This window comes from Roseateles sp. AC306 (assembly GCF_979253795.1).
Map to the genome: position 1 here is coordinate 1 of NZ_CEEDEB010000008.1, position 19,393 is coordinate 19,393.

Annotated in this window: 14 protein-coding genes; 7 read left to right on the forward strand and 7 right to left on the reverse strand. The window is 69.5% G+C overall.

The genetic code is table 11. The features are described 5' to 3' along the window. Nucleotides 1–113: 113 nt before the first annotated feature. The 5 genes from AC0IZJ_RS16390 to AC0IZJ_RS16410 all read right to left on the reverse strand — a co-directional run bounded on the left by AC0IZJ_RS16390 (nucleotide 114) and on the right by AC0IZJ_RS16410 (nucleotide 7,711). Nucleotides 114–1,214, reverse strand: coding sequence for an S-(hydroxymethyl)glutathione dehydrogenase/class III alcohol dehydrogenase (locus AC0IZJ_RS16390; protein ID WP_471852255.1), 1,101 nt, complete (start codon nucleotides 1,212–1,214; stop codon nucleotides 114–116). 162 nt (nucleotides 1,215–1,376) lie between these two features. Then, nucleotides 1,377–3,509, reverse strand: coding sequence for an FUSC family protein (locus tag AC0IZJ_RS16395; RefSeq protein ID WP_471851801.1), 2,133 nt, complete (start codon nucleotides 3,507–3,509; stop codon nucleotides 1,377–1,379). Continuing rightward, nucleotides 3,506–5,926, reverse strand: coding sequence for a tetratricopeptide repeat protein (locus AC0IZJ_RS16400; RefSeq protein WP_471851803.1), 2,421 nt, complete (start codon nucleotides 5,924–5,926; stop codon nucleotides 3,506–3,508). The genes AC0IZJ_RS16395 and AC0IZJ_RS16400 overlap by 4 nt, the downstream gene beginning before the upstream one ends. Before the next feature lie 295 nt (nucleotides 5,927–6,221). Then, nucleotides 6,222–7,184: a Bug family tripartite tricarboxylate transporter substrate binding protein gene (locus AC0IZJ_RS16405; RefSeq protein WP_471851805.1), complete on the reverse strand. Its 963-nt coding sequence runs from the start codon at nucleotides 7,182–7,184 to the stop codon at nucleotides 6,222–6,224. Further along, a complete protein-coding gene (locus AC0IZJ_RS16410) occupies nucleotides 7,181–7,711 on the reverse strand; it encodes a MarR family winged helix-turn-helix transcriptional regulator (protein WP_471851807.1) in 531 nt (176 codons plus the stop codon). The genes AC0IZJ_RS16405 and AC0IZJ_RS16410 overlap by 4 nt, the downstream gene beginning before the upstream one ends. A 235-nt stretch (nucleotides 7,712–7,946) precedes the next feature. On the opposite strand from AC0IZJ_RS16410, the gene AC0IZJ_RS16415 reads away from it, so the two are divergent. Both AC0IZJ_RS16415 and AC0IZJ_RS16420 read left to right on the forward strand, forming a co-directional pair. Next, nucleotides 7,947–9,164, forward strand: a complete 1,218-nt coding sequence (locus tag AC0IZJ_RS16415; RefSeq protein ID WP_471851809.1) for a flavin-dependent oxidoreductase — start codon at nucleotides 7,947–7,949, stop codon at nucleotides 9,162–9,164. A 33-nt stretch (nucleotides 9,165–9,197) separates the two neighbouring features. Then, a complete protein-coding gene (locus AC0IZJ_RS16420; RefSeq protein ID WP_471851812.1) occupies nucleotides 9,198–11,123 on the forward strand; it encodes a hypothetical protein in 1,926 nt (641 codons plus the stop codon). Between the two features lie 21 nt (nucleotides 11,124–11,144). Here AC0IZJ_RS16420 and AC0IZJ_RS16425 read toward each other — a convergent pair whose 3' ends face one another. Next, nucleotides 11,145–12,962, reverse strand: a complete 1,818-nt coding sequence (locus AC0IZJ_RS16425) for a glycoside hydrolase family 15 protein (protein ID WP_471851814.1) — start codon at nucleotides 12,960–12,962, stop codon at nucleotides 11,145–11,147. Nucleotides 12,963–13,039: 77 nt separating this feature from the next. Here AC0IZJ_RS16425 and AC0IZJ_RS16430 point away from each other — a divergent pair, with 77 nt between their 5' ends. From AC0IZJ_RS16430 to AC0IZJ_RS16450, 5 genes are all read left to right on the forward strand, one after another. Next, complete coding sequence (locus tag AC0IZJ_RS16430) at nucleotides 13,040–15,451, forward strand: alpha,alpha-trehalose-phosphate synthase (UDP-forming) (protein WP_471851816.1); 2,412 nt, start codon at nucleotides 13,040–13,042, stop codon at nucleotides 15,449–15,451. A 5-nt stretch (nucleotides 15,452–15,456) separates the two neighbouring features. Further along, nucleotides 15,457–16,212 (forward strand): trehalose-phosphatase, encoded by a 756-nt coding sequence (gene otsB, locus AC0IZJ_RS16435; protein WP_471851819.1) that lies wholly within the window; start codon nucleotides 15,457–15,459, stop codon nucleotides 16,210–16,212. 135 nt (nucleotides 16,213–16,347) lie between these two features. Further along, entirely contained in the window at nucleotides 16,348–16,596 is a 249-nt protein-coding gene (locus AC0IZJ_RS16440; RefSeq protein WP_471851821.1) for a type II toxin-antitoxin system Phd/YefM family antitoxin, read from the forward strand. Continuing rightward, nucleotides 16,593–16,979: a type II toxin-antitoxin system VapC family toxin gene (locus AC0IZJ_RS16445; RefSeq protein WP_471851824.1), complete on the forward strand. Its 387-nt coding sequence runs from the start codon at nucleotides 16,593–16,595 to the stop codon at nucleotides 16,977–16,979. The genes AC0IZJ_RS16440 and AC0IZJ_RS16445 overlap by 4 nt, the downstream gene beginning before the upstream one ends. A gap of 113 nt (nucleotides 16,980–17,092) precedes the next feature. Continuing rightward, the gene (locus tag AC0IZJ_RS16450) at nucleotides 17,093–17,614 is read left to right on the forward strand and encodes a hypothetical protein (RefSeq protein WP_471851826.1); all 522 of its coding nucleotides are present in this window, start codon (nucleotides 17,093–17,095) and stop codon (nucleotides 17,612–17,614) included. Nucleotides 17,615–17,645: 31 nt separating this feature from the next. Here the strand turns inward: AC0IZJ_RS16450 and AC0IZJ_RS16455 are convergent, their stop codons facing one another. Beyond that, nucleotides 17,646–19,352, reverse strand: coding sequence for a DUF885 domain-containing protein (locus tag AC0IZJ_RS16455; protein ID WP_471851828.1), 1,707 nt, complete (start codon nucleotides 19,350–19,352; stop codon nucleotides 17,646–17,648). Between the last annotated feature and the right edge of the window lie 41 nt (nucleotides 19,353–19,393).

Here is a 19,393-nt window from a genome sequence, read left to right on the forward strand (position 1 = left end):
GCCTCTTCTTTGGTGACTTTCTTCTGGCCCCGCAGAAGAAAGTTACCCGGCCGCCGGGACGGACCCCCGGCAATGCAGCGATCTGACACCCGCCCCGCAGAGCAACCAAAAAATCAGAACTCCACAACTGAGCGAATGCTCTCCCCACGCCGCATCAACTCAAACCCCTCGTTGATGTCCTCCAGCTTCAGCTTGTGCGTGATCAGCTCGTCGATGTGCAGCTTGCCCTCCATGTACCAGTCGACGATCTTCGGCACATCGGTCCGCCCACGCGCCCCACCAAACGCCGAGCCTTCCCATTTCCGACCGGTCACCAACTGGAACGGCCGCGTCGAGATCTCGGCACCCGCAGGCGCCACGCCGATGATGATGCTGCGGCCCCAGCCCTTGTGCGTGCACTCCAGCGCCTGGCGCATCAGCTGCACATTGCCGACGCATTCGAACGAATAGTCCGCACCACCGTCGGTCAGCTGCACGATGGCATCGACGACGTTGGGCACGTCCTTCGGATTCACAAAATCGGTCATGCCGAAGCGCCGCGCCATCGCCTCGCGCGCCGGGTTGATGTCCACGCCGATGATCCTGCCGGCACCCACCAGCTTGGCGCCCTGGATGACGTTCAGGCCGATGCCCCCCAGGCCGAAGACGACCACCGTCGCACCCGCCTCGACCTTGGCCGTGTAGAGCACAGCGCCCACGCCAGTCGTCACGCCGCAGCCGATGTAGCAGACCTTGTCGAAGGGCGCGTCGGGCCGGATCTTGGCCAGCGCGATGCCGGGCACGACGATGTGGTTGGAGAACGTGCTCGTGCCCATGTAGTGAAAGATGGGCTCACCGTTCAGCGAGAAGCGCGACGTGCCGTTGGGCATCAGCCCTTTGCCCTGCGTGGCGCGGATGGACTGGCAGAGGTTGGTCTTGCGGCTGAGGCAGAACTTGCACTCGCGGCATTCGGGCGTGTACAGAGGAATGACGTGGTCGCCGGCCTTGAGCCAGGGCACCTTGCTCTCCAGCACGACGCCCGCGCCCTCGTGGCCCAGCACGGCGGGAAACAGACCTTCGGGGTCGGCGCCCGACAGCGTGAAATCGTCGGTATGGCAGATGCCGGTGGCTTTCACCTCGACGAGGACTTCGCCGTCGACCGGGCCGGCCAGGTCCAGCGTTTCGATGCTCAGCGGTTGGCCGGCCTTCCAGGCAACGGCGGCGCGGGTCTGGATGCTCATGTCTTTTACTCCTCGGTGCTATGCGCGATGACTCACACGCATTAAACCGCGGCCGAGCGCCGGGCCGCCCCCAAGCCGGACCGCGGGCGATGTGCTCGCGGCTCAACGCCGCGAGCATCGCCGTCCCCACGGGGGACCGACCAGGCTCGCCGGCGTTCAGCGCGGCGAGAGTGGGCGAGGGGCCGGCAAGCTGTCGAGCGCGGTGACGAATTCGCGCGCTTCGTGGCGGCACAGTCTGAGTCGCCTCAGCAGCCACGGCGTCAGGTCTTGCTGGCCCAGGTGTTCGGGCCATGCGCCGGCATCGCCATCGGGCGTGTCGGCCGGGTCGGTGCCGGTCATGGGCTCGCCATTGAGCACGTCCACGCAGGCCTTCTGGGCCAGCGGCAGCGCGGTCTCGGCCTTGGCGGCGTCCAGCCGGCCGGCGCGGCGCTGCACCTGGTGCTGCACGGCGCCCAGCAGTGCCATCAGCCGGTAACCGTGGCTGAGCGCGGATTCGATCTGCGCGTCCGGCAGGCGCACGCTCTCGGGCTCGACGCGGGTGCGCTGGCCCGCCCCAGCGAGAGCCGCCAGCGCGCTGTAGGCCTGCTGGCGCGACAGGCGCTGGGCGAGCTGGTCCTCGGCGCTGGGCGCCCAGCGCAGCATGTTGGCCGCATGCCGGGCCAGCGCGTTGCGCAACTGGGCGCCCAGGCGTGGCACGGCGGCACGTTCCCAGCTCGGCAGCACGAAGCTGAACAGCCAGGCCAGGCCGGCGCCGATGACGGTGTCAGCCAGGCGCTCGCCGATGAAGGGGTCGCTGGTCGGGTCCAGCATCAGCGGCTGCAGCAGGGCCATCAGCGTGGCGGCCGTGGCAGCGACGCGGTAGCGGCGGTTCACGTAGGCATGCGCCACGCCGACCGCGGCGATGAAGGCGACGCTGAGCGCCGGCACCCAGTGCACATGGGCCAGCGCCATGACGAGCAGGCAGCCCTGCACGGTGCCGATGATGCGTTCGTTGCGGCGCGCCAGCGTCTGCTCCAGGTTGCCGCGCAGCACGACGGCGACGCTGAGCATCAGCCAGAACGGATGCGCCGCCCAGGGCAGCGAGGCGCCCAGCCAGTAGGCCAGCGACAGCGCCAGCGCCGAGCGCAGCGCATGCCGCATGACGCTGGACTGCAGCGTCAGGTGGGGCTTGAGCGCGGCCAGCGGCCAGCCCTCGGGTGACACGAAAGGCGCAAGCTTCTCGCAGGTCCAGGGGCTGTCCACATCCTCGCGACGGGACTGGCGGGCAACCATGGCGTCGATGTCGTCCAGCATGTGACCGAGGCGCGATTCCAGCGCTGACACGAGGTGGGCGCGCGAGTCGCCGGCCGGCACCTGAATGTCGGCCAGGCGCGCGGCGAGCTGGCTGCGCCAGGCCTCGGCCGAGACCTCGGGCAGCGGCGTGCCGTAGGCCAGCGTGTCGGCCAGAGCGGCCAGCACGTCGGCCAGGTGGCGCAGCGTGTCGGCCAGCGCGGCGCGCCACTGGCGGCCGGGGAAGTCCTGGCCCAGCAGCTCGGTGTCCAGCCGGCTGGCCAGCAGCAGGTCGCGCAGCTCGATGAGGCCGAGCACGAGGTCGGTCTGCCGGCGGCTGCGCGGCGAGCGGCGCGCGGCGAAGACCTGGTCGCGGGCGGCCTGCAAGGCGTCGGCCAGCACGACGTCGTCGGCGATGGAGGCGCGGATGCGAGCTTCGTCGGCGCCCACGGCCAGCGCAATGCGCTGGGCGCGCGAACGCACGCGCCGCTCGGTGGCGCGCAGCGCCTGCACCATCGCCAGCTCGCGCAGCCGGTGGCGCAGCACGACGGCCGCGCCGCGCGCCCAGCCGGCGTAGACGCAGCCGCCCAGGCCCACCCACAGCGCATGCTCGGCCAGTGATGCGGCACCGGCCGTGCGGTCCCAGGCCATGGCGAACACCAGGGCCAGCACGGGAGAGAAAGACATCGGCCCGGCGCGCGCGCCCCAGGCCAGCGTCATCAGCGAAAGGAAGGTGACGACGGCAACCAGCGCGACAGTCAGTGCCAGCGAGCCGTCGGCCAGGCCCACCAGCAGCGTGACGAGGGCGGCGGCGAATGCAGCCGGCAGCACGCGCGGCAGCACGCGCTGCGGCGGATTGGGCACGTCGGGCAGGCTGGCGCAAACGGCACCGCCCACGGCGGCCAGGCCGGCCGTTTCGCCAAACAGCGCGCCGATGGCGAGGTGAGTCGCCGCCACGCCGAGGGCGACGGCCGCGCCGTTCAGATGGACGGCTTCCAGGCGCCGCAGAAAGGCTTTCACTTGACCAGCAGCTCCATGACGCGGCGCTCGGCGGCGGGCAAGGTGTGCACCGACAGCCACTCCGACTTCTCGGGCCGGTAGACGTAGTTCGGCGGCGTGGTGGCAGCGATGCGCTGGCGCAGCGGCGCGAGCGCGGTCTGGGCTTCGGCGCCCTTCCCTTGCGCATGCAGCGCGCCGGCCTGCACGATGAGGGCCAGGTCACTCCAGGGGCCGAGGGTGAGGGCTTCTGCGGCACCGCGCTGGGCGGCTGCGGCATCGCCATCAGCAAGCGCCGTCCAGGCTTGCAAGGCCAGCGTGTCAGGGTCGCGCGGGTCCAGCAGCAGCGCGGCCTTGATCTGCGCCCGCGCCGGCTCACGGCGGCCAGCGCGCAGCAGGTCCAGCGCGTAGTCACGGCGCAGCGCCAGGAGGCCGGTGCGCAGGCGGATCACGGCCTCGTACTGCGTGAAGGCGGCGTCCCATTGGCCATCCAGCGCGAGCGTTGCTGCGCGGCCCCATAACGCCTCGGGCTGGTCGCCCTGGTACGCCAGCACGGCGTCGTAGGCGGCCAATGCGCGCGACACATCGCCCAGGCGACGGTGATGGTCGGCGAGCGCGAGGTCGACGCGGAAGCGGTCTTCGCCCTTCAGGCGCTCGATGTCGCGTGACAGCCCCGGCAACACCTCCGCCTGCAGCGGGCTGCCGCCGTGCCAGAGCGCCTCCGCCGCCGCCACGCGCAGCGCGCCGCTGCGTGGGTGGCGGGCCAGCGCACGGCCGGCCAGTTCCCGGGCGGCGGCGCCGTTGCCCTCCAGCGCCAGCGCATGCAAGCGCGCTGCCAGGGCGCTTTCTTCATCCGGCGCGAGTGACAGCGCACGGTCAAGCAGTGGCAGGGCGTCGGCCAGCTTGCCGTCTTCGAGCTTCTGGTTGCCGGCGTTGACCAGGGCGATGGGCAGGCTGGCACGCGTGTCGCGCTGGGCAAAGAAGCGCTTGACCAGCACGCGCAGCGCCGGGTCCATGGCGATGAGGCGCTCGCGCACGATCTCGCGGCCGTCGTAGGCATCGCGCCGCGGCGAGGCCTCCGCGTTGGCGCCTTCGGCAAAGTACTCCCACACCGAGCCGCCCGCGTAGCGCGACAGGAAGCCGTTGCGTGTGGCCGCGTCGCGCGCCTTGGCCTTCTGATACAGCGCCTCGATCTCGCGCGACTGGTTGGCCGTCAGGACGCCATGCACCTGGTGGGTGAGCTCGTGCAGCACGGTGTTGTATTTGTCGAAGATGCTGCGCTCGACGTCCTCGATGCCGGTGACCGTGAAGTGGCCGCCCATGCCGCGCACGTCGTCCCACAGGCGCGAGTCGTAGTCGATGCGCGCGTCCTTCAGCGCGTGGGCTTCGGGCGTCTCGGACAGGCGCATCCACATCGGCTTGATGAAGTGCCGCGCGCCGCCTTCCGCCAGCACGGGGATGAAGGCCTTCCAGGGCGCGACGGACAGTGCCACACGCTTCTTGTGGCGGGGAGACAGGTCCTGCCAGTTCAGCACGTAGCGCTCGATGCCGGGCACGGCGGGCATGGGCGTGGCGGCAAAGCGGCGCTCGTAATCGGCGCGGTGGATGTCGACGGCGAAGCGCTGCGACTCCAGCGCCTTGGCGGCGATGGCGTGGGCGCGGCCGAGTTGCGGGCAACGCTCCAGCACCGAGAGGCTCAGGCGAAGCGCGGCGTCGAAATCGCCCTGCTCGAAGGCGTCGGACGCGCGCCGCACGTCGGCCAGCAGCGGCGCGAAGGCGGCGCCCATGCGCGCGGCGAGCTGGGTGTAGTTCTCGCGCGAGTAACCGTTGCCGAGCAGGTAATGGGCCGCCTCGTGGTGGCGGTTCAGCGCCACGGCGCCCTCGGCCGCGGCGATGGCGTCCTCCGTGCGGCCCAGGCGGATCAACGTGTCCGCCAGCGCCGCGAGGCCGTCGGCGGTGCGCTCGGCGGCGAGGCCCTGCTCCAGCTTTTGCAGCGATGCGTCGAACTCGCGCAGCTGGAAGTGGCGCTGGCCGAGGCCGCGCAAAGCGTGCGCCTGGTCGATGGGGCGTGCGGCCTTGCGCAGCGCACGCTCGAAGCACTGCTTGGCCCGTTCGAAGTCGCGCCGGTCCAGCGCCAGGCGGCCGGCGGCCAGCAGGTCGACCGCGTCCACCTGGACGCCCTTCAGCACATCGCGCGTGCGGCGGTCGATGGCAGCGCCGTCGTCGCGGGCAAACAGCCACTGGTAGATGACCTCTCGTTCCGCAGTGATGGGCCTGGGTGCCCTCAGCAGCACGTCGAGATCGTCGCGCGCAGCGACGTACTGCTGCTCGGTCAGCAGCGTCCGCAACTGCGCGGTATCAGCGGCCGCTTGCGCGGCATTCAGGGTCAGGCAGACAGCGAGGCCAAAAGCGAGGCAATGAGCCAGTCGGCGCCAGGGCATTGGGGCAGCTCCGTTGTGGAGCGCCGATGCTAGGGCCTATTCGCCCTGCGGGAATCGGATGCGTTGCCTCGCAAAGACCTGCGAGCAAGGCGTGAGGCGAAGCTGGGGCGCTCCCCAGCGAGGCCGAGCAACGCCGCGCGCGGGCCTTTGCGAGGCAACCCTTCGGGAGAAGGTCTGGGGCGACGCATGGCGGCGTTGCGCCCCTTGCCCGGGCAGGTAGCCCGGGCTGCGGCGCGCGCCTTGCCCTGCCCCGCCCCAGGCCTTCTCGCACCGATTCCCGCAGGGCGAACAGGCCCTAGTCGTCCGAAGAGAAGCCCGAAGCCTTGACCACCGGCCCCCAGTACTCGCGTTCGGCCGCCAGGCGCCTGGCGTAGTCGGCCGGCGACAGGGACAGCGGCTCGTAACCGAGCTTGGCCAGCGCCTCGATGACGCCGGCATCGCGCACGGCGGCGCGGGCGATGTCGGCGAGCTTGTCGACCACGGCCTGCGGCGTCCGGGCCGGCACGAAGAGGCCATAGCTCTCCACGCCGACGATGCCCTTGAAGCCCTGCTCCTCGAAGGTCGGCACGTCGGGTGCAAAGCGCGAGCGGACCTTGTCGGTCACGCCCAGCAGGCGCACACGGCCGGAGGCGAGGTGAGCCAGGAAGTCGCCGATGGAGAAGCAACCCGACGCGATCTGGCCACCCATCAGGTCCTGCATGCCGGGTGCGGCGCCACGGTAGGGTGCGTGGGTGAGCTTCAACCCGGCCGCATGCTCGAACTGGCTGCCCAGGAAGTGCGGCATCGCGCCGGCGGCCGGCGAGGCGTAGGCGGCCTTGTCGGGATTGGCCTTGAACCAGTCGGCCAGCTGCGCCAGCGTCTTGACGGTGGCCGGCACCATCGGCCCGACGCCGAAGCCGCAGGTCGACAGCGCCAGCGGCGAGACGGGAATCACGTCGGTCACCGGGTTGTAGGCCAGCTTGCGGTAGGCATGCGGGTAGATGGTGAACATCGACGACGGGCTGAGCAGCAGCGTCTGGCCGTCGGGCGCGGCGTCCTTCAGGCCGGCGATGGCGATGCGGCCGCCGGCGCCCACCTTCTGCTCGACAAGCACGGTCTCGGCCTGCCTGCCGCGGGCGAACTCCGCGAAGCGGCGCGCCGTCGCGTCCAGCGAGCCACCGGCCGGGAAGCCGACGAGGATGCGCGGCGGCTGGCCCTGGGCGCGGGCGGCGAGGGGCAGGGCCGCAAGCGCGGCGAGAAGGTGGCGTCTGTCCATCATGGTTTGGGTCTCCTGGGTTTGTTCTGCGGGTCGGTGCTCTGTGCGGTGGCCACCCACGCGAGGCGGTCCAGTGCGGCCTTCAGCGCGGCGCCCTGGTCGCCCAGGGCGGCCAGCAGCGCCCGGTCGTGTTGGGCGACAGCGGTTTCCAGCTTCGTGAGCCGGCGCTTGCCGGCGGGTGTGAGGTGCAGGCCCCAGGCGCGCGCATCGTCGGGCGTGTCGCGGCGCTCGGCCCAGCCCTGGGCAGTGAGCCAGTCGGTCAGGCGCAGGGCGCCGCTGCGGTGCAAGCCCATCGCCTGGCCGAGCAGCCCCTGGCGCAGGCCGGGGTTGCGGGCGATCAGCACCAGCGCGGCGAAGCGCTGCGGGCTGACGTCCGACTCGGCGGTGGCGCGGTAGAAATCGAGATACAACGCGTTCTGCGCGCGGCGCAGCGCATAGCCGAGCAGGCCGTCCAGCGGGCCGTAGTCCACGCCGGGAACGGGCAGCATCAGGCCTTCGGGCGCAATGTCGCTATGGCTGTCGGTCTTCACGTCTACAGGTTAGTTTTAGTTGCACAGTGCAACCATCTCGCTTACCCTTGGAAGCTATGAGTGCGCCCGACATGCCCGCGTTGCCCCCAGAAAGCGCCCAATCAACGCGCAAAGCGGAGTCGTGCCGGGGAGCACGGCGAGCATTTGCAACGCCGGGTGGGCGCTTTCTTGAGGCAACCCGAAGGGCAGGGCCTGCCAAGACCGGGTACGTCGGGCGCACTCATAGCTTCCGCGCATGAAAGTTCTGATCGCAGGCGGCGGCATCGGCGGGCTCACGGCGGCACTGGCGCTGCATGCGCGCGGCCACGACGTGACCGTGCTGGAGGCCGTGCGCGAACCCAAGCCACTGGGCGTGGGCATCAACCTGCTGCCGCATGCCGTCGGCGTGCTGGACGAACTCGGCCTGCTGCCGGCCCTGCGCGGCATGGCCGTCGAAACCTCGGCCCTCGTCTTCGCCAACCGGCACGGCCAGGCCATCTACCGCGACCCGCGCGGCACCGAGGGCGGCTACAGCCACCCGCAGTTCAGCATCCACCGCGGCGAGCTGCAGATGATGCTGTGGCGGGAGGCGAGCGCGCAGGTGACGGTGCTCGGCGGCCAGCGCGTCGTGGGGGTGCGAGACGGCAATGTCGCACTCATCGAGACGCCGGACGGCCCGCGCGAGCAGGCGGCCGACCTCGTCGTCGGCGCCGATGGCATCCACTCCGCGCTGCGCAAACGGCTGGCACCCGACGAGGGCTCGCCCTGCTGGCGCGGCGTCATGATGTGGCGCGGCACGTCGTGGGCGCCGCCCTTCCTGGACGGCCGCACCATGGTGCAGGCCGGCCACAGCCAGGCCAAGTTCGTCGTCTACCCCATCGGCGCGCCGCGCGAAAGCGACGGCCTGCAGCTCATCAACTGGATCGCCGACCGCCGCGTGCAGCTGCCCACGCCGGGCCTGACAGCGCCTGACCGCGCCGACTGGAGCCGCGCCGGCAATCTCGACGACCTGCTGCCCACCTTCGGCAGCTGGCGCTTCGACTGGCTGGACGTGCCCGGCCTCATCACCGGCGCCGAGCAGATGCTGGAATGGCCCATGGTGGACCGCGACCCGCTGCCGCGCTGGCGGCTCGGGCCGTCCACACTGCTGGGTGACGCGGCGCACCCGATGGTGCCCATCGGCTCCAACGGCGCGACACAGGCCGTCATGGACGCCAGGGCGCTGGCAGATGCGCTGGCCAGCCACGACGACCTCGACAGCGCCCTTGCCGCTTATGAAGACGAACGCCGGCCGCTGTGCGCCCGCATCGTCCAGATGAACCGCGCCGAGGGGCTGGACGCGATCCTCGACCGTGTGGAGGCGCTGGCGCCGGAGGGATTCACTCGGCTGGAGGACGTGATCGACCCAGCCGAGGTGGCCCAGGAGATCAACAGCTACAAGGCCGCGGCCGGGCACCGAACACGCAGCACTTGATTGCGACTGGGCGCGGGACCATGATCCCGGCCCATGTCACCCCCCAAGCTCGGCCGGTCCGTCCCGCCCCATGAACGCCACCCCGTCGCCTGGTACCAGCCCGATGTTCTGTGGACGGCGGCGCGGCAGGTGCTGTCGTCGTTGGACCAACTCCGCAACCGCGACGGCCGCGAGAGCCAGCCGCTGCCGATGAAGGTGATCGACCGCAGCGAGCCCGAAGCGGCGGGTGAGTTCACCGGCGAATGCTGGTTCGATTTCATCGCCGACACCGGCGACGGCGGCAACGCCTGCTATGCGGTGGCGAGCACGGCACTGGCCGACGAGCTGCAACTGGCCGGCGAGCGGCTGCCGCGCGCGTCGCTGCTGATGTTCGGCGGCGACCTGGCCTACCCCGCCGCCAGCACGCAGGACTACCGCTACCGCTTCGTCGAGATGTTCGAGGCCGTGCGCAACAGCCATGCGGCCACGGTCGTGCGCGGCCGGCGGCTGACGCTGGCCGCCATCCCGCAGAACCACGACTGGATGGACTCGGCTTCCACCTTCAGCCGCTACTTCACACGCCGCAATGATTCGTCCCCACTGCTCGGCGCCAAGATTCCGCAGCGGCAGACCTACTTCTGCATCAAGCTGCCCGGCGGCTGGTGGGCGCTGGGGCTGGACTTTGCGCTGGACCACGACATCGACCGCGACCAGTACGAGCAGTTCGAGGCGCTGCTCAGCGAGCGTGGCCTCGTCACCGAAGACGGCCACGAATATCACATCGAGCCCGAAGACCGCGTGCTGCTGATCTACCCCGAGCCCTACTGGACACGGCCCATCGGCGACGGCGCTGACGACAGCCACCCCAAGCGCTACCAGAAGCTCGAAGGCCTGCTGCGCGCCCGCGTGAAGCTGCGGCTGGCGGGCGACCTGCACCACTACCTGCGCTGGGATTCGGTCAACTGGGGCCGCGCCGTCGTTTGCGGCACGGGCGGCGCGTTCTCCCACCCGACGCACACCAAGCCCACCACGCGGCCGGTGCGCTTGCAGGCCTTCGACACGCGGGACTGCATCCCGCCCGAGCCGTTCACATCGCTGCCGGCACTGGCCGTCGGGCTGACCGAGAAGCAAGGCCCCGGCAGCGAGTTCCAGCGCATGGAGGCCACGGCCTACCCCGATGCCGAGGCCTCGCGCGCCGGTTGCAAGGGCAACCTGCTGGCGCTGTTCCGCCGCGACGCGACCGGCGGTGGCGGCAATGCCTGGTTCGCCGTGCTGCTGGGCGCGCTGTACTGGTTCAACGCCTATCTGAACTCCATGCCCTTCGTGGACTCGTTCGAGCCTGACGGCTTCAAGGCGATGTGGCGCTTCGGCATGGACGACTACTGGCATGTCTTCATGCTCTGGCTCAAGGCCATGGTGTTCAGCCCGCTGGGCTTCCTGATCAACCTGCTGATGGCCTTCGGCTGCATGGTGATGGGCCGCGAGACGGTGAACGAGCTGTCGCCGGCCGTGAACCCGGTGTGGCGCTGGATCGTCATGTGGGGCATTGGCGCGCTGCACGCGGCGGTGCACGTGCTGGCCGTCTACAGCCTGGAGTTCTGGGGCCACCAGCTGGTGGGCGAACTGGGCTGGATCGGCGACCGCACCGAGCCCAGCGGGCTCATCGTTCACTCCTGCCTGGTCGGGCTGGGCGTGTTCAGCGCGGGCGGGCTGGTGGGTGCCTTCATCTTCGGCGCCTACCTCGCGCTGATGTCATGGCTGGGCTACCTGACCAACAACGGCTATGCGGCGCTGGACGGGCAGGACAACAAGGGTTTCCTGCGCTTTCGCATCGATGCGAACGGCGGGCTGACGGCATGGTTCATTGCCCTGGACCGCGTGCCGAGAAAGTGGAAGCGCAACGACGGGCCGGGGCCGGTGTGGGTGGCCGACGATGCGCAGGCGACTCCGCCGCGCGTGCACGACAGGTTCAGTGTGTGATTGAACCGGTTCCCGCCGGCTTTACACGACACTGTCCCACGGCGCTGACAGCCGCACCGCGCCGTTGATGATGCCGACCATCGAGTAGGTCTGCGGGAAGTTGCCCCACAGCTCGCCGGTCCTGGCATCGAGGTCCTCGCTGAGCAGGCCGACGTGGTTGCGGCGGGCGAGCAGGGCTTCGAAGGCCTCGCGGGCCTCCTCCTTGCGGCCGATGCGGGCCAGCGCGTCGACGCGCCAGAACGAGCAGACGTTGAACGCCACCTCGGGCCGGCCGAAGTCGTCCTCTGCCTCGTAGCGGCGCATGAAGGGGCCGTCGCACAGCGAGGCCTCCATCGCATTCACGGTGCTGATGAAGCGCGGGTCCTGGCGGGGCAGGAAGCCGACTTCGCCCATCAGCAGCACGCTGGCGTCCAGATCGCGACCGCCGAGGCTTTCGGCAAAGGCCTGCCGCTCCTCGCTCCAGGCGTGCGTCGTGATGGCGTTGTGGATGATGGCCGCGCGCTCGTGCCACAGCGCGGCACGGTCATACAGCTTCAGTACCGCGGCGATGCGGGCGAGGCGGTCACAGGCCGCCCAGCACATCAGCGCTGACGAGGTGTGCACCCGGGCGCGCGTGCGCAGCTCCCAGATGCCGGCGTCGGGCTGGTCGTGCAGCGCCCAGGCCCGCTCGCCCATGACCTCCAGCGCGGCGAAGTCGGCGGCATTGCCTTGCCGGAACAGGCGGTGGTCGTGGAAAGCCTGGGCCGCGCCGAGCACCACGTTGCCATAGACATCGTGCTGGAAGTGCTCCTGCGCCTGGTTGCCCACGCGCACCGGCCCCATGCCGCGGTAGCCGGCCGCGTGGGTCACGATGGACTCGGGCAGCGACTTCTCCAGGCCAATGCCGTACAGCGGCTGCACGTGGTTGCCCTCGGCGCTGCGCACGACGTTGTAGAGCCAGTCGAGGTAGCCCTCCATCGTGCCCACCTCACTCAGGCTGTTCAGCGCGCGCACGACGAAGAAGGCGTCGCGCAGCCAGCAGAAGCGGTAGTCCCAGTTGCGCCCGCTGTTGGGCGCTTCGGGGAGGCTGGTGGTCATGGCGGCCACGATGGCGCCGGTCTCCTCGTACTGGCACAGCTTCAGCGTGATGGCCGCGCGGATGACGGCCTCCTGCCATTCCAGCGGCAGGGCGAGGCGGCGGGTCCAGTGGCGCCAGTACAGCGCCGTCTGTTCTTCGAACTCACGCGCCGTGTCGTCGATGCCGCCGGTCAGCGTCTCGTCCGGCCCAAGCAGCAGGCTGACCGGCCCGGTGAGCGAAAACCAGGTGCCGTCGACGAGGTAGGTGACCGGCACGCTGGTGTTCAGGCGCAGCGTGATCTCGGGCATCACGAAGCGCAGGTGGTGGCTGCCGCGCGTCAGCGTGGGTGGCGCCGCACCCCAGTCGCCATGCGGTCGCACGGTGAAGCGCACACGCGGGTGGCCGGCCAGTGGCCGCACGCGCCGCACGAGCTGCGCGGGCCGGAACGGCCGGTCGCGCTGGAAGAAGCGCGGCGCGAAGTCCACCAGCTCGATGCCCTGCCCGCGGTCGTCCCAGAGCCGGGTGCGGACGATGGCGGTGCCAGGGTCGTACGACTGCTCCGAGCAGGTCAGCCCTTCCAGTTCCACCGTCATCGCGCCGTCCAGCGGCAGGCCCTCGGCGCTGTGCAGCAGGGCGTCGAAGACCGGTGTGCTGTCGAAGCGCGGCATGCAGCACCAGACGATGCTGCCGCGGCTTTCGATGAGGGCGCTGATCGTGCAGTTGCCGATCAGCGCGAGGTCCATTCCCGCAGGCGGGCGCGGGGCGGTGGGCAGTGCGGGCATGTAAGTCCTTTCAAGGCACGCCGCTTGCTGCACCGCAGCAAGTCATGGCTACTTTTACAAATACAAAGAGATCCGGCATGAAGCCTTTCAACCTGTCCTGGCGCTGGCCCTTCCGCCTGCAGCTCCGTTTCCTTTTACCTCTGGTGGTGGTGCTGGTCGTTGCATCCAACCTGGCCGTGCCGCTGATGGACCAGGTGACGCTGCGCTGGTTCAGCCGCGACCTCAACAGCCGCGGCGTGGTGGTGTCCAACGCCTTGTCGGATTCGGTGACCGAAGCCCTACTCACAGGGCAAACAGCGCGCCTGCAACCGCTTTTTGATCGCACGCTGCAGGACGAACGCCTCTTCGCCATCGGCCTGTGCAGCACCAGCGGGCAGCTGCTGCTGCGCACGGAGAGCTTCCCGTCGACCCTTTCATGCGCCGCATCCACCACCATCGCGAACCGGGCCGAACCGCGGCTGTCGCTGTCGGGGGGGCCGGTCCACGTGGGCGTGCACGATGTGATGCATGCACCGGCCCCGCCCGCCCCGGCGCCAGTGCCGGTACCGCCGGACGATCCGGCATCGGCAGCCTTTGCCGACATTCCTGCACAAGCACAGGACCCAGCCTCCTCCGTCGCAGCGAATCCAGCTGCACCGGCCGAGCCGGTGGTCGTCGGTCAGATCGTCCTGCTGCACGACATGAGCTTCATCGAGCGGCGCAGCCAGGACACGCGCCGTTACCTTGTCGGGCTGATCGTCGCGCTCGGCCTAGTGATCGCCGTCATCACCGTCGTGGTGGCTCAGCTGAGCTGGCGCGGCTGGGTGAACGGCGCGCGGGCGCTGATGCGCGGCGAAGGCCTGCTGAGCCCTTTGCTGTCCAGCCCGACGTCTGCGCCTGAACTGGCCCCCGAGCTGGCACCGCTGGCCGCCGAACTGCGCGCCCGCATGCGCGACCTGGAAGACGAGTTCCGGCGTGCGCAGGGGGTTCAGTCCGAATGGAACGCGGAGCGCCTGCGCGCGCTGCTGAACACGCACATCCGCGGCGACCAGGTCATCGTCGTCTCCAACCGCGAGCCCTACATCCACAACCGCGGCCCCGATGGCATCGTCGTCAAGCGGCCGGCGAGCGGCCTGGTGACCGCCGTCGAGCCGGTGATGCGCGCCTGCTCCGGCACCTGGATCGCCCACGGCAGCGGCACGGCGGACCGCGACGTCGTCGACGCGAACGACCGCCTGCCCGTGCCACCCGGGCATGACGACTACTGGCTGCGCCGCATCTGGCTGACGCCCGAGGAGGAGCAGGGCTACTACTACGGCTTTGCCAACGAGGGCATGTGGCCGCTCTGCCACGTGGCCCACGTGCGGCCGGTCTTCCGCGAGTCGGACTGGGAGGCCTACAAGGCCGTCAACCAGCGCTTCGCCGATGCCGTGGTGGCGGAGGCGCGCAGCGAAGACCCCGTCGTGCTGGTTCAGGACTACCACTTCGCGCTGCTTCCCGCGATGGTGCGCGAGAAGCTGCCGCAGGCCACCATCCTGACGTTCTGGCACATCCCCTGGCCCAACCCCGAGTCCTTCGGCATCTGCCCCTGGCGCAAGGAGATCCTCGAGGGCATGCTGGGCAGCACCATCCTCGGTTTCCACACGCGCTTTCACTGCAAGAATTTCATCGAAACCGTCGACCGCTATCTTGAAGCGCGCATCGAGCATGAGCACTCGACCATCGCCTTCCGCGAGAAGGAGACGCTGGTGGAGAGCTACCCGATTTCCATCGAGTGGCCGGAAGAGGACGCGGTGCAGGCCTGGCCCGCCGTCGAGGTCTGCCGCCAGCGCGTGGCCGAAAGGCTGGGCCTGCCGGACGACGTCTGCCTGGCCGTTGGCGTGGACCGCTTCGACTACACCAAGGGCATCCTGGAGCGGCTGAACGCAGTGGAACGCCTGCTGGAGAAATGGCCGCAGTGGATCGGCCGCTTCGTCTTCGTGCAGGTGGCGGCGCCGACGCGCTCTGAACTCGATGAGTACCGCAGCTTCCAGGAGCGCATCCAGCGCGTCACCGCCCGCATCAACGAACGCTTCAGCCGGCCCGGCTACCTGCCCGTGCACCTGCTCGCCAGCCACCACGAACACGACGCAGTCACGGAGCTCTTCCGCGCGGCGGACATCTGCGTCGTCACCAGCCTGCACGACGGCATGAATCTGGTGTGCAAGGAATTCGTCGCGGCGCGCGATGACCTGCAGGGCGTGCTGATCCTCAGCCGCTTCGCGGGCGCGGCGCGCGAGCTGGCGGAGGCCTTGATCGTCAACCCGTACCACGTGGAAGAAACAGCCGACGCCCTGCACCGCGCGGCCAGCATGCCGGCTGCGGAGCAGCGCGAACGCATGGCCAGCCTGCGCAGCACGGTGAGGGAATTCAACGTCTTCCGCTGGGCCGGCCGCATGCTGCTCGATGCCGGGCGCTGGCGGCTGCGCGCGCGCATCGAGGCCCGCGTCAAGCGCCACCAGGCCAGCTGATCGCCATGCAATACCTTTTCACTCCCGACGGAGAAGCCGCACTCGCGGCCGTGCTGCGGCTGAAGCCGCTGATGGCCTTCGATTTCGACGGCACGCTGGCGCCCATCGTCGCGCGGCCCGACGACGCCCGCATCTCGGTGGCGGTGGCGCAGCGGCTGAGGGCACTTTCCGCGCGACTACCGGTGGCTATCGTCACGGGCCGCAGCGTCGCGGACGTGCGCGGGCGCCTGGGCTTCGAGCCGCAGTTCATCATCGGCAACCATGGCGCCGAGGAGGAAGGCGCGGGCTCGACCCGCAGCCGCCTGGCCGAGCCGCTGAACGGCTTGCGCGCCCTTCTGCAGGCGCACCAGGGCGCCCTGAATGCCAGCGGCGTCGTGGTCGAGGACAAGGGGTTGTCGCTGGCGCTGCACTACCGCCTTTCGCCAGACCCGGCCCGTGCGCAGCAGCTCATCGCCGACCTGCTCACGCCGGAGCCGCAGGGCCTGCGCTTCTTCTCGGGAAAGATGGTCGTGAACGTCGTCGCGGCCGGCGCGCCCGACAAGGCCGACGCCGTGCGGGCGCTCGTCGCGCGCACGGGCACGGGAGCGGCGTTCTTCGCTGGCGATGACGTCAATGACGAGCCGGTGTTCACGGCAGCGCCGGCGCACTGGCTCACCTTGCGCATCGGCCGCGACGATCCGGCCAGCCGGGCCCGCTTCTGCCTGGACAGCCCGCAGGAAATGGCGCTGCTGCTCGACCGCGTGCTGGCCCAGCTTGGATGAGCCGGTCGCGTCCTCCCGCGGAGCGTGACTTGGGCGACCCGGAGGTGTCCGTGCTGCAGCGCCTCCCCTCGTGTTTGACACCGCCGCTGTCAACAGGCCCAATTAGCTAGACTTAGCTAACCACAACGAATCGCCATGAACGCCATCAACATGCTTGAAGCCAAATCCAGTCTCTCGCGGCTGGTGGATGCCGTGGAAAGCGGCGCGGAGAAGGAGATCGTCATCGCGCGCAATGGCCGGCCGGCGGCCAAGCTGGTGGCGATCTCGGCCGCCCGGCCGGCGACCGCGCGTATCGGAATTGCCAAGGGCTTGTTCGACGTGCCGGACGATATCGACGCGCGCAACGCGGATGTCGCACGGCTGTTCGGCGCGGCTGACGCGTGAACCTGCTGCTGGACACCCACATCGCGCTATGGGCGCTGGCCGACAGCCCGCGCTTGCCCGGCAAGGCGCGCGAGCTGATCTTGGCGCCCGCCAACACCGTCTGGGTCAGCGCCGCCTCGGTGTGGGAGATCGCGATCAAGCATTCGCTGGCGCGCGGGGACATGCCCGTGTCGGGTACCCAGGCCTTGGCGCTGTTCGAGGAAGCCGGCTTCCTGATGTTGGCCGTGTCAGGCGAGCATGCCGCTGCCGTGGCGCAATTGCCAGCGCACCATGCCGATCCCTTCGATCGCATGCTGGCCGCCCAGGCGCTGACGGAGCCGCTGCGCCTGCTGACGCATGACGCCATGCTGGCCCGCTACAGCGACACGGTCATCCTGGTGTGATGACCTTTCTGCGTAGCACCCCGAATCGGCGGGTCTTGATCCGCCCGGCTTTCGTCTTTGAAACGCATTCGAGGCACCCACCCATGCACCTAGCAGCGTTGCCGCGCCTCGCCATGGCAGTCGCATTTGTCATCGCTTCGGCGGCAACGGCGCTTGCCGCCGACGAGCGGGGCGCGCCTGATGACGATCCATTTCTGATGCTCCGCGAACTGTCGAACATCCGCGGCTGCGCGTCGGAATGCTCACGCGCCGCTGTGACGCTGCTGAAATCAAAACGGTATCAATGCAGCAGCGCACGTGCTCGCAACGACGTCGTCTGCGTGGAACCGAAGCGCAGATGGGAGGTATCGCTCGACAAGAAGCAATTCAAGAATGGCATGGACAGAGCGGTGCTGCTGCGTGCGGCTCTGACGCTTTCCAATGCCGAGCCCAGGTCTGTGGAAGCGTTGAGAAACGCCTACTTCCCCGCTTGGCATCTCGGCACTTTCGCGTTGCCGGAGCATGGTCCCGTCGAGGACTCGATTTACCACCGTTCCGAGAAGGTGGATGTGTCAATGGTCTTTGGCATGACAAGGCCGATGATGGGATCAGTCATCGACTCCGTCGTCATGGCCATCACGTCCAAAGACCAGTGAGGCGTGCCGCTCTGGACGAGATTGCGACGCTTCAGGCCTTTAGCATCTCCGCCGCAATCAACCTCACCGGCGCGCTGCCATAGCTGAGGAATTGCTCGTGGAAGGCCTTGAGCTGGAAGCCGGGCCGGGCCTTCAACTGCTCCCGCAGCGCCACGATCTCGCTGTAGCCGCTGAAATAGCTCGTCAGCTGTACTGACGTGAGCTGCACGCGCCGCCACTTCTCCTTGGCCTCGCGCTCCGTCTGAAAGGCCTGGCGCACCAGCAGGTCCAGCGCGTCCTTCTCGCTCATGCTGAGCACATGCACGCTGTAGTCGAGGAGGGTGTTGGTGACCGAGCGCAGATGCCATTTGCCCCACATCAGCGTCATCTCGGGTGAGGCGCCGTAGCCGCTCTCGATCATCACGCGCTCGCCGTAGACGGCCCAGCCTTCGATCATGGCGCCGTTGCCGAACAAGGCCTTGACCTTGCTCGGAGCCTGGTTCGCATACACGAGCTGGGTGTAGTGGCCGGGCACGGCCTCGTGGATGTTGAGGATCTGCAGGATCCAGTGGTTGTACTCGCGCAGGGTGCTCTCGGCCTCGGCGGGCGTGAGCTCGTCCAGCGGCGTGACGTTGTAGAAGGTGCGGTCCTGCGGCCGGTAGGGGCCGGGCGCGTCGATGCCGGCGCCGGCCACGCCACGCTGATAGAGCGGCGTCTCGCGCACCACGAGGGGCTTGCTCGGGTCCAGCGTCAGCAGGTCGTGGCGCCGGATCCAGTCCTCCAGCTGCGGGATCTGCGCACGGATCTCGTCGACGAAACGCTCGCGCTTCACATGCCGCTCGCTGAGTTTGGCGATGACGCGGCCGATCAGGGCGAAGCGGTCGGCGGGCGCTGCCTCGGCGCCCATGACCTCGGGCCACAACGCCTGGGCTTGCGCCTGCATGCTGGCCAGCACCTCCTCGCGGCGGGCCAGCGCCAGCTCGTAGGTCTGGCGGGCGGTCGCGGCGGACTGGATGTCGTGCGCGAACTTGGCCTCGTAGAGCGCCGCGCCGATGCGAAAGCTGCGCCTGGCCGCCGGCAGCAGCCGCTTCAGCTGCGCCTGGTAGCCGGCCACGGCAACCCGCGCGGCCTGCAGGTCGGCACGCATCAGCGAGCCCAGGCCCAGCTGCTGGGCGTGGGACTCGACGTCGTCCAGCACCGCCAGCGCACCCGGCGCCTGCTGCAACGCCAGCTCGGTGTGCTCGCGCGTGACGTCAGCCAGGCTGGCGCGCGCTGCGGCGTAATAGGTCGGCAGGCGCTTGATGCGCGCATGCAGGGCCTTCACGCGCTGCTGCTCGGGCGCCCAATCGGTGGTGAGGATGAGGTCGATGGCGCCGGCTGGGTTGTGCTCTGCGGGGTTCCAGGTCCATTCACGCAGCACGTCCAGCCGCCACAGGTCGCTGCGGACCTTGGCGAGCAGCATGGCACGGTCCATCTGCTGGCCCGGCGACAGGCCGGCGTCCGGCACCGCCTCGAGCCGCGACTGCCAGCGCGTCAGGAAGGCGCGGCGCTTGTCTCGCTGCCCGGCGCTGGGCAGCGTGAGCCGCTGTGCGAACTCGAACCGCCCGGCTGCAACTGCCGCGTCGGGGTCAAGCTGCCACAGCGCCTCGATGAAGGCCTCGGCTTGGCTGGCGAAGCCGGCGTCTTCGGCAAGCGCAGGCATGGACAGCAGCGGCAAAGCGGCAACGGCAACGCTGAAGTGACGGCGGTTGACAGACATGGAATGGCCTCGGTGGGTGAGGCGCCCATCCTCGCTCAAGA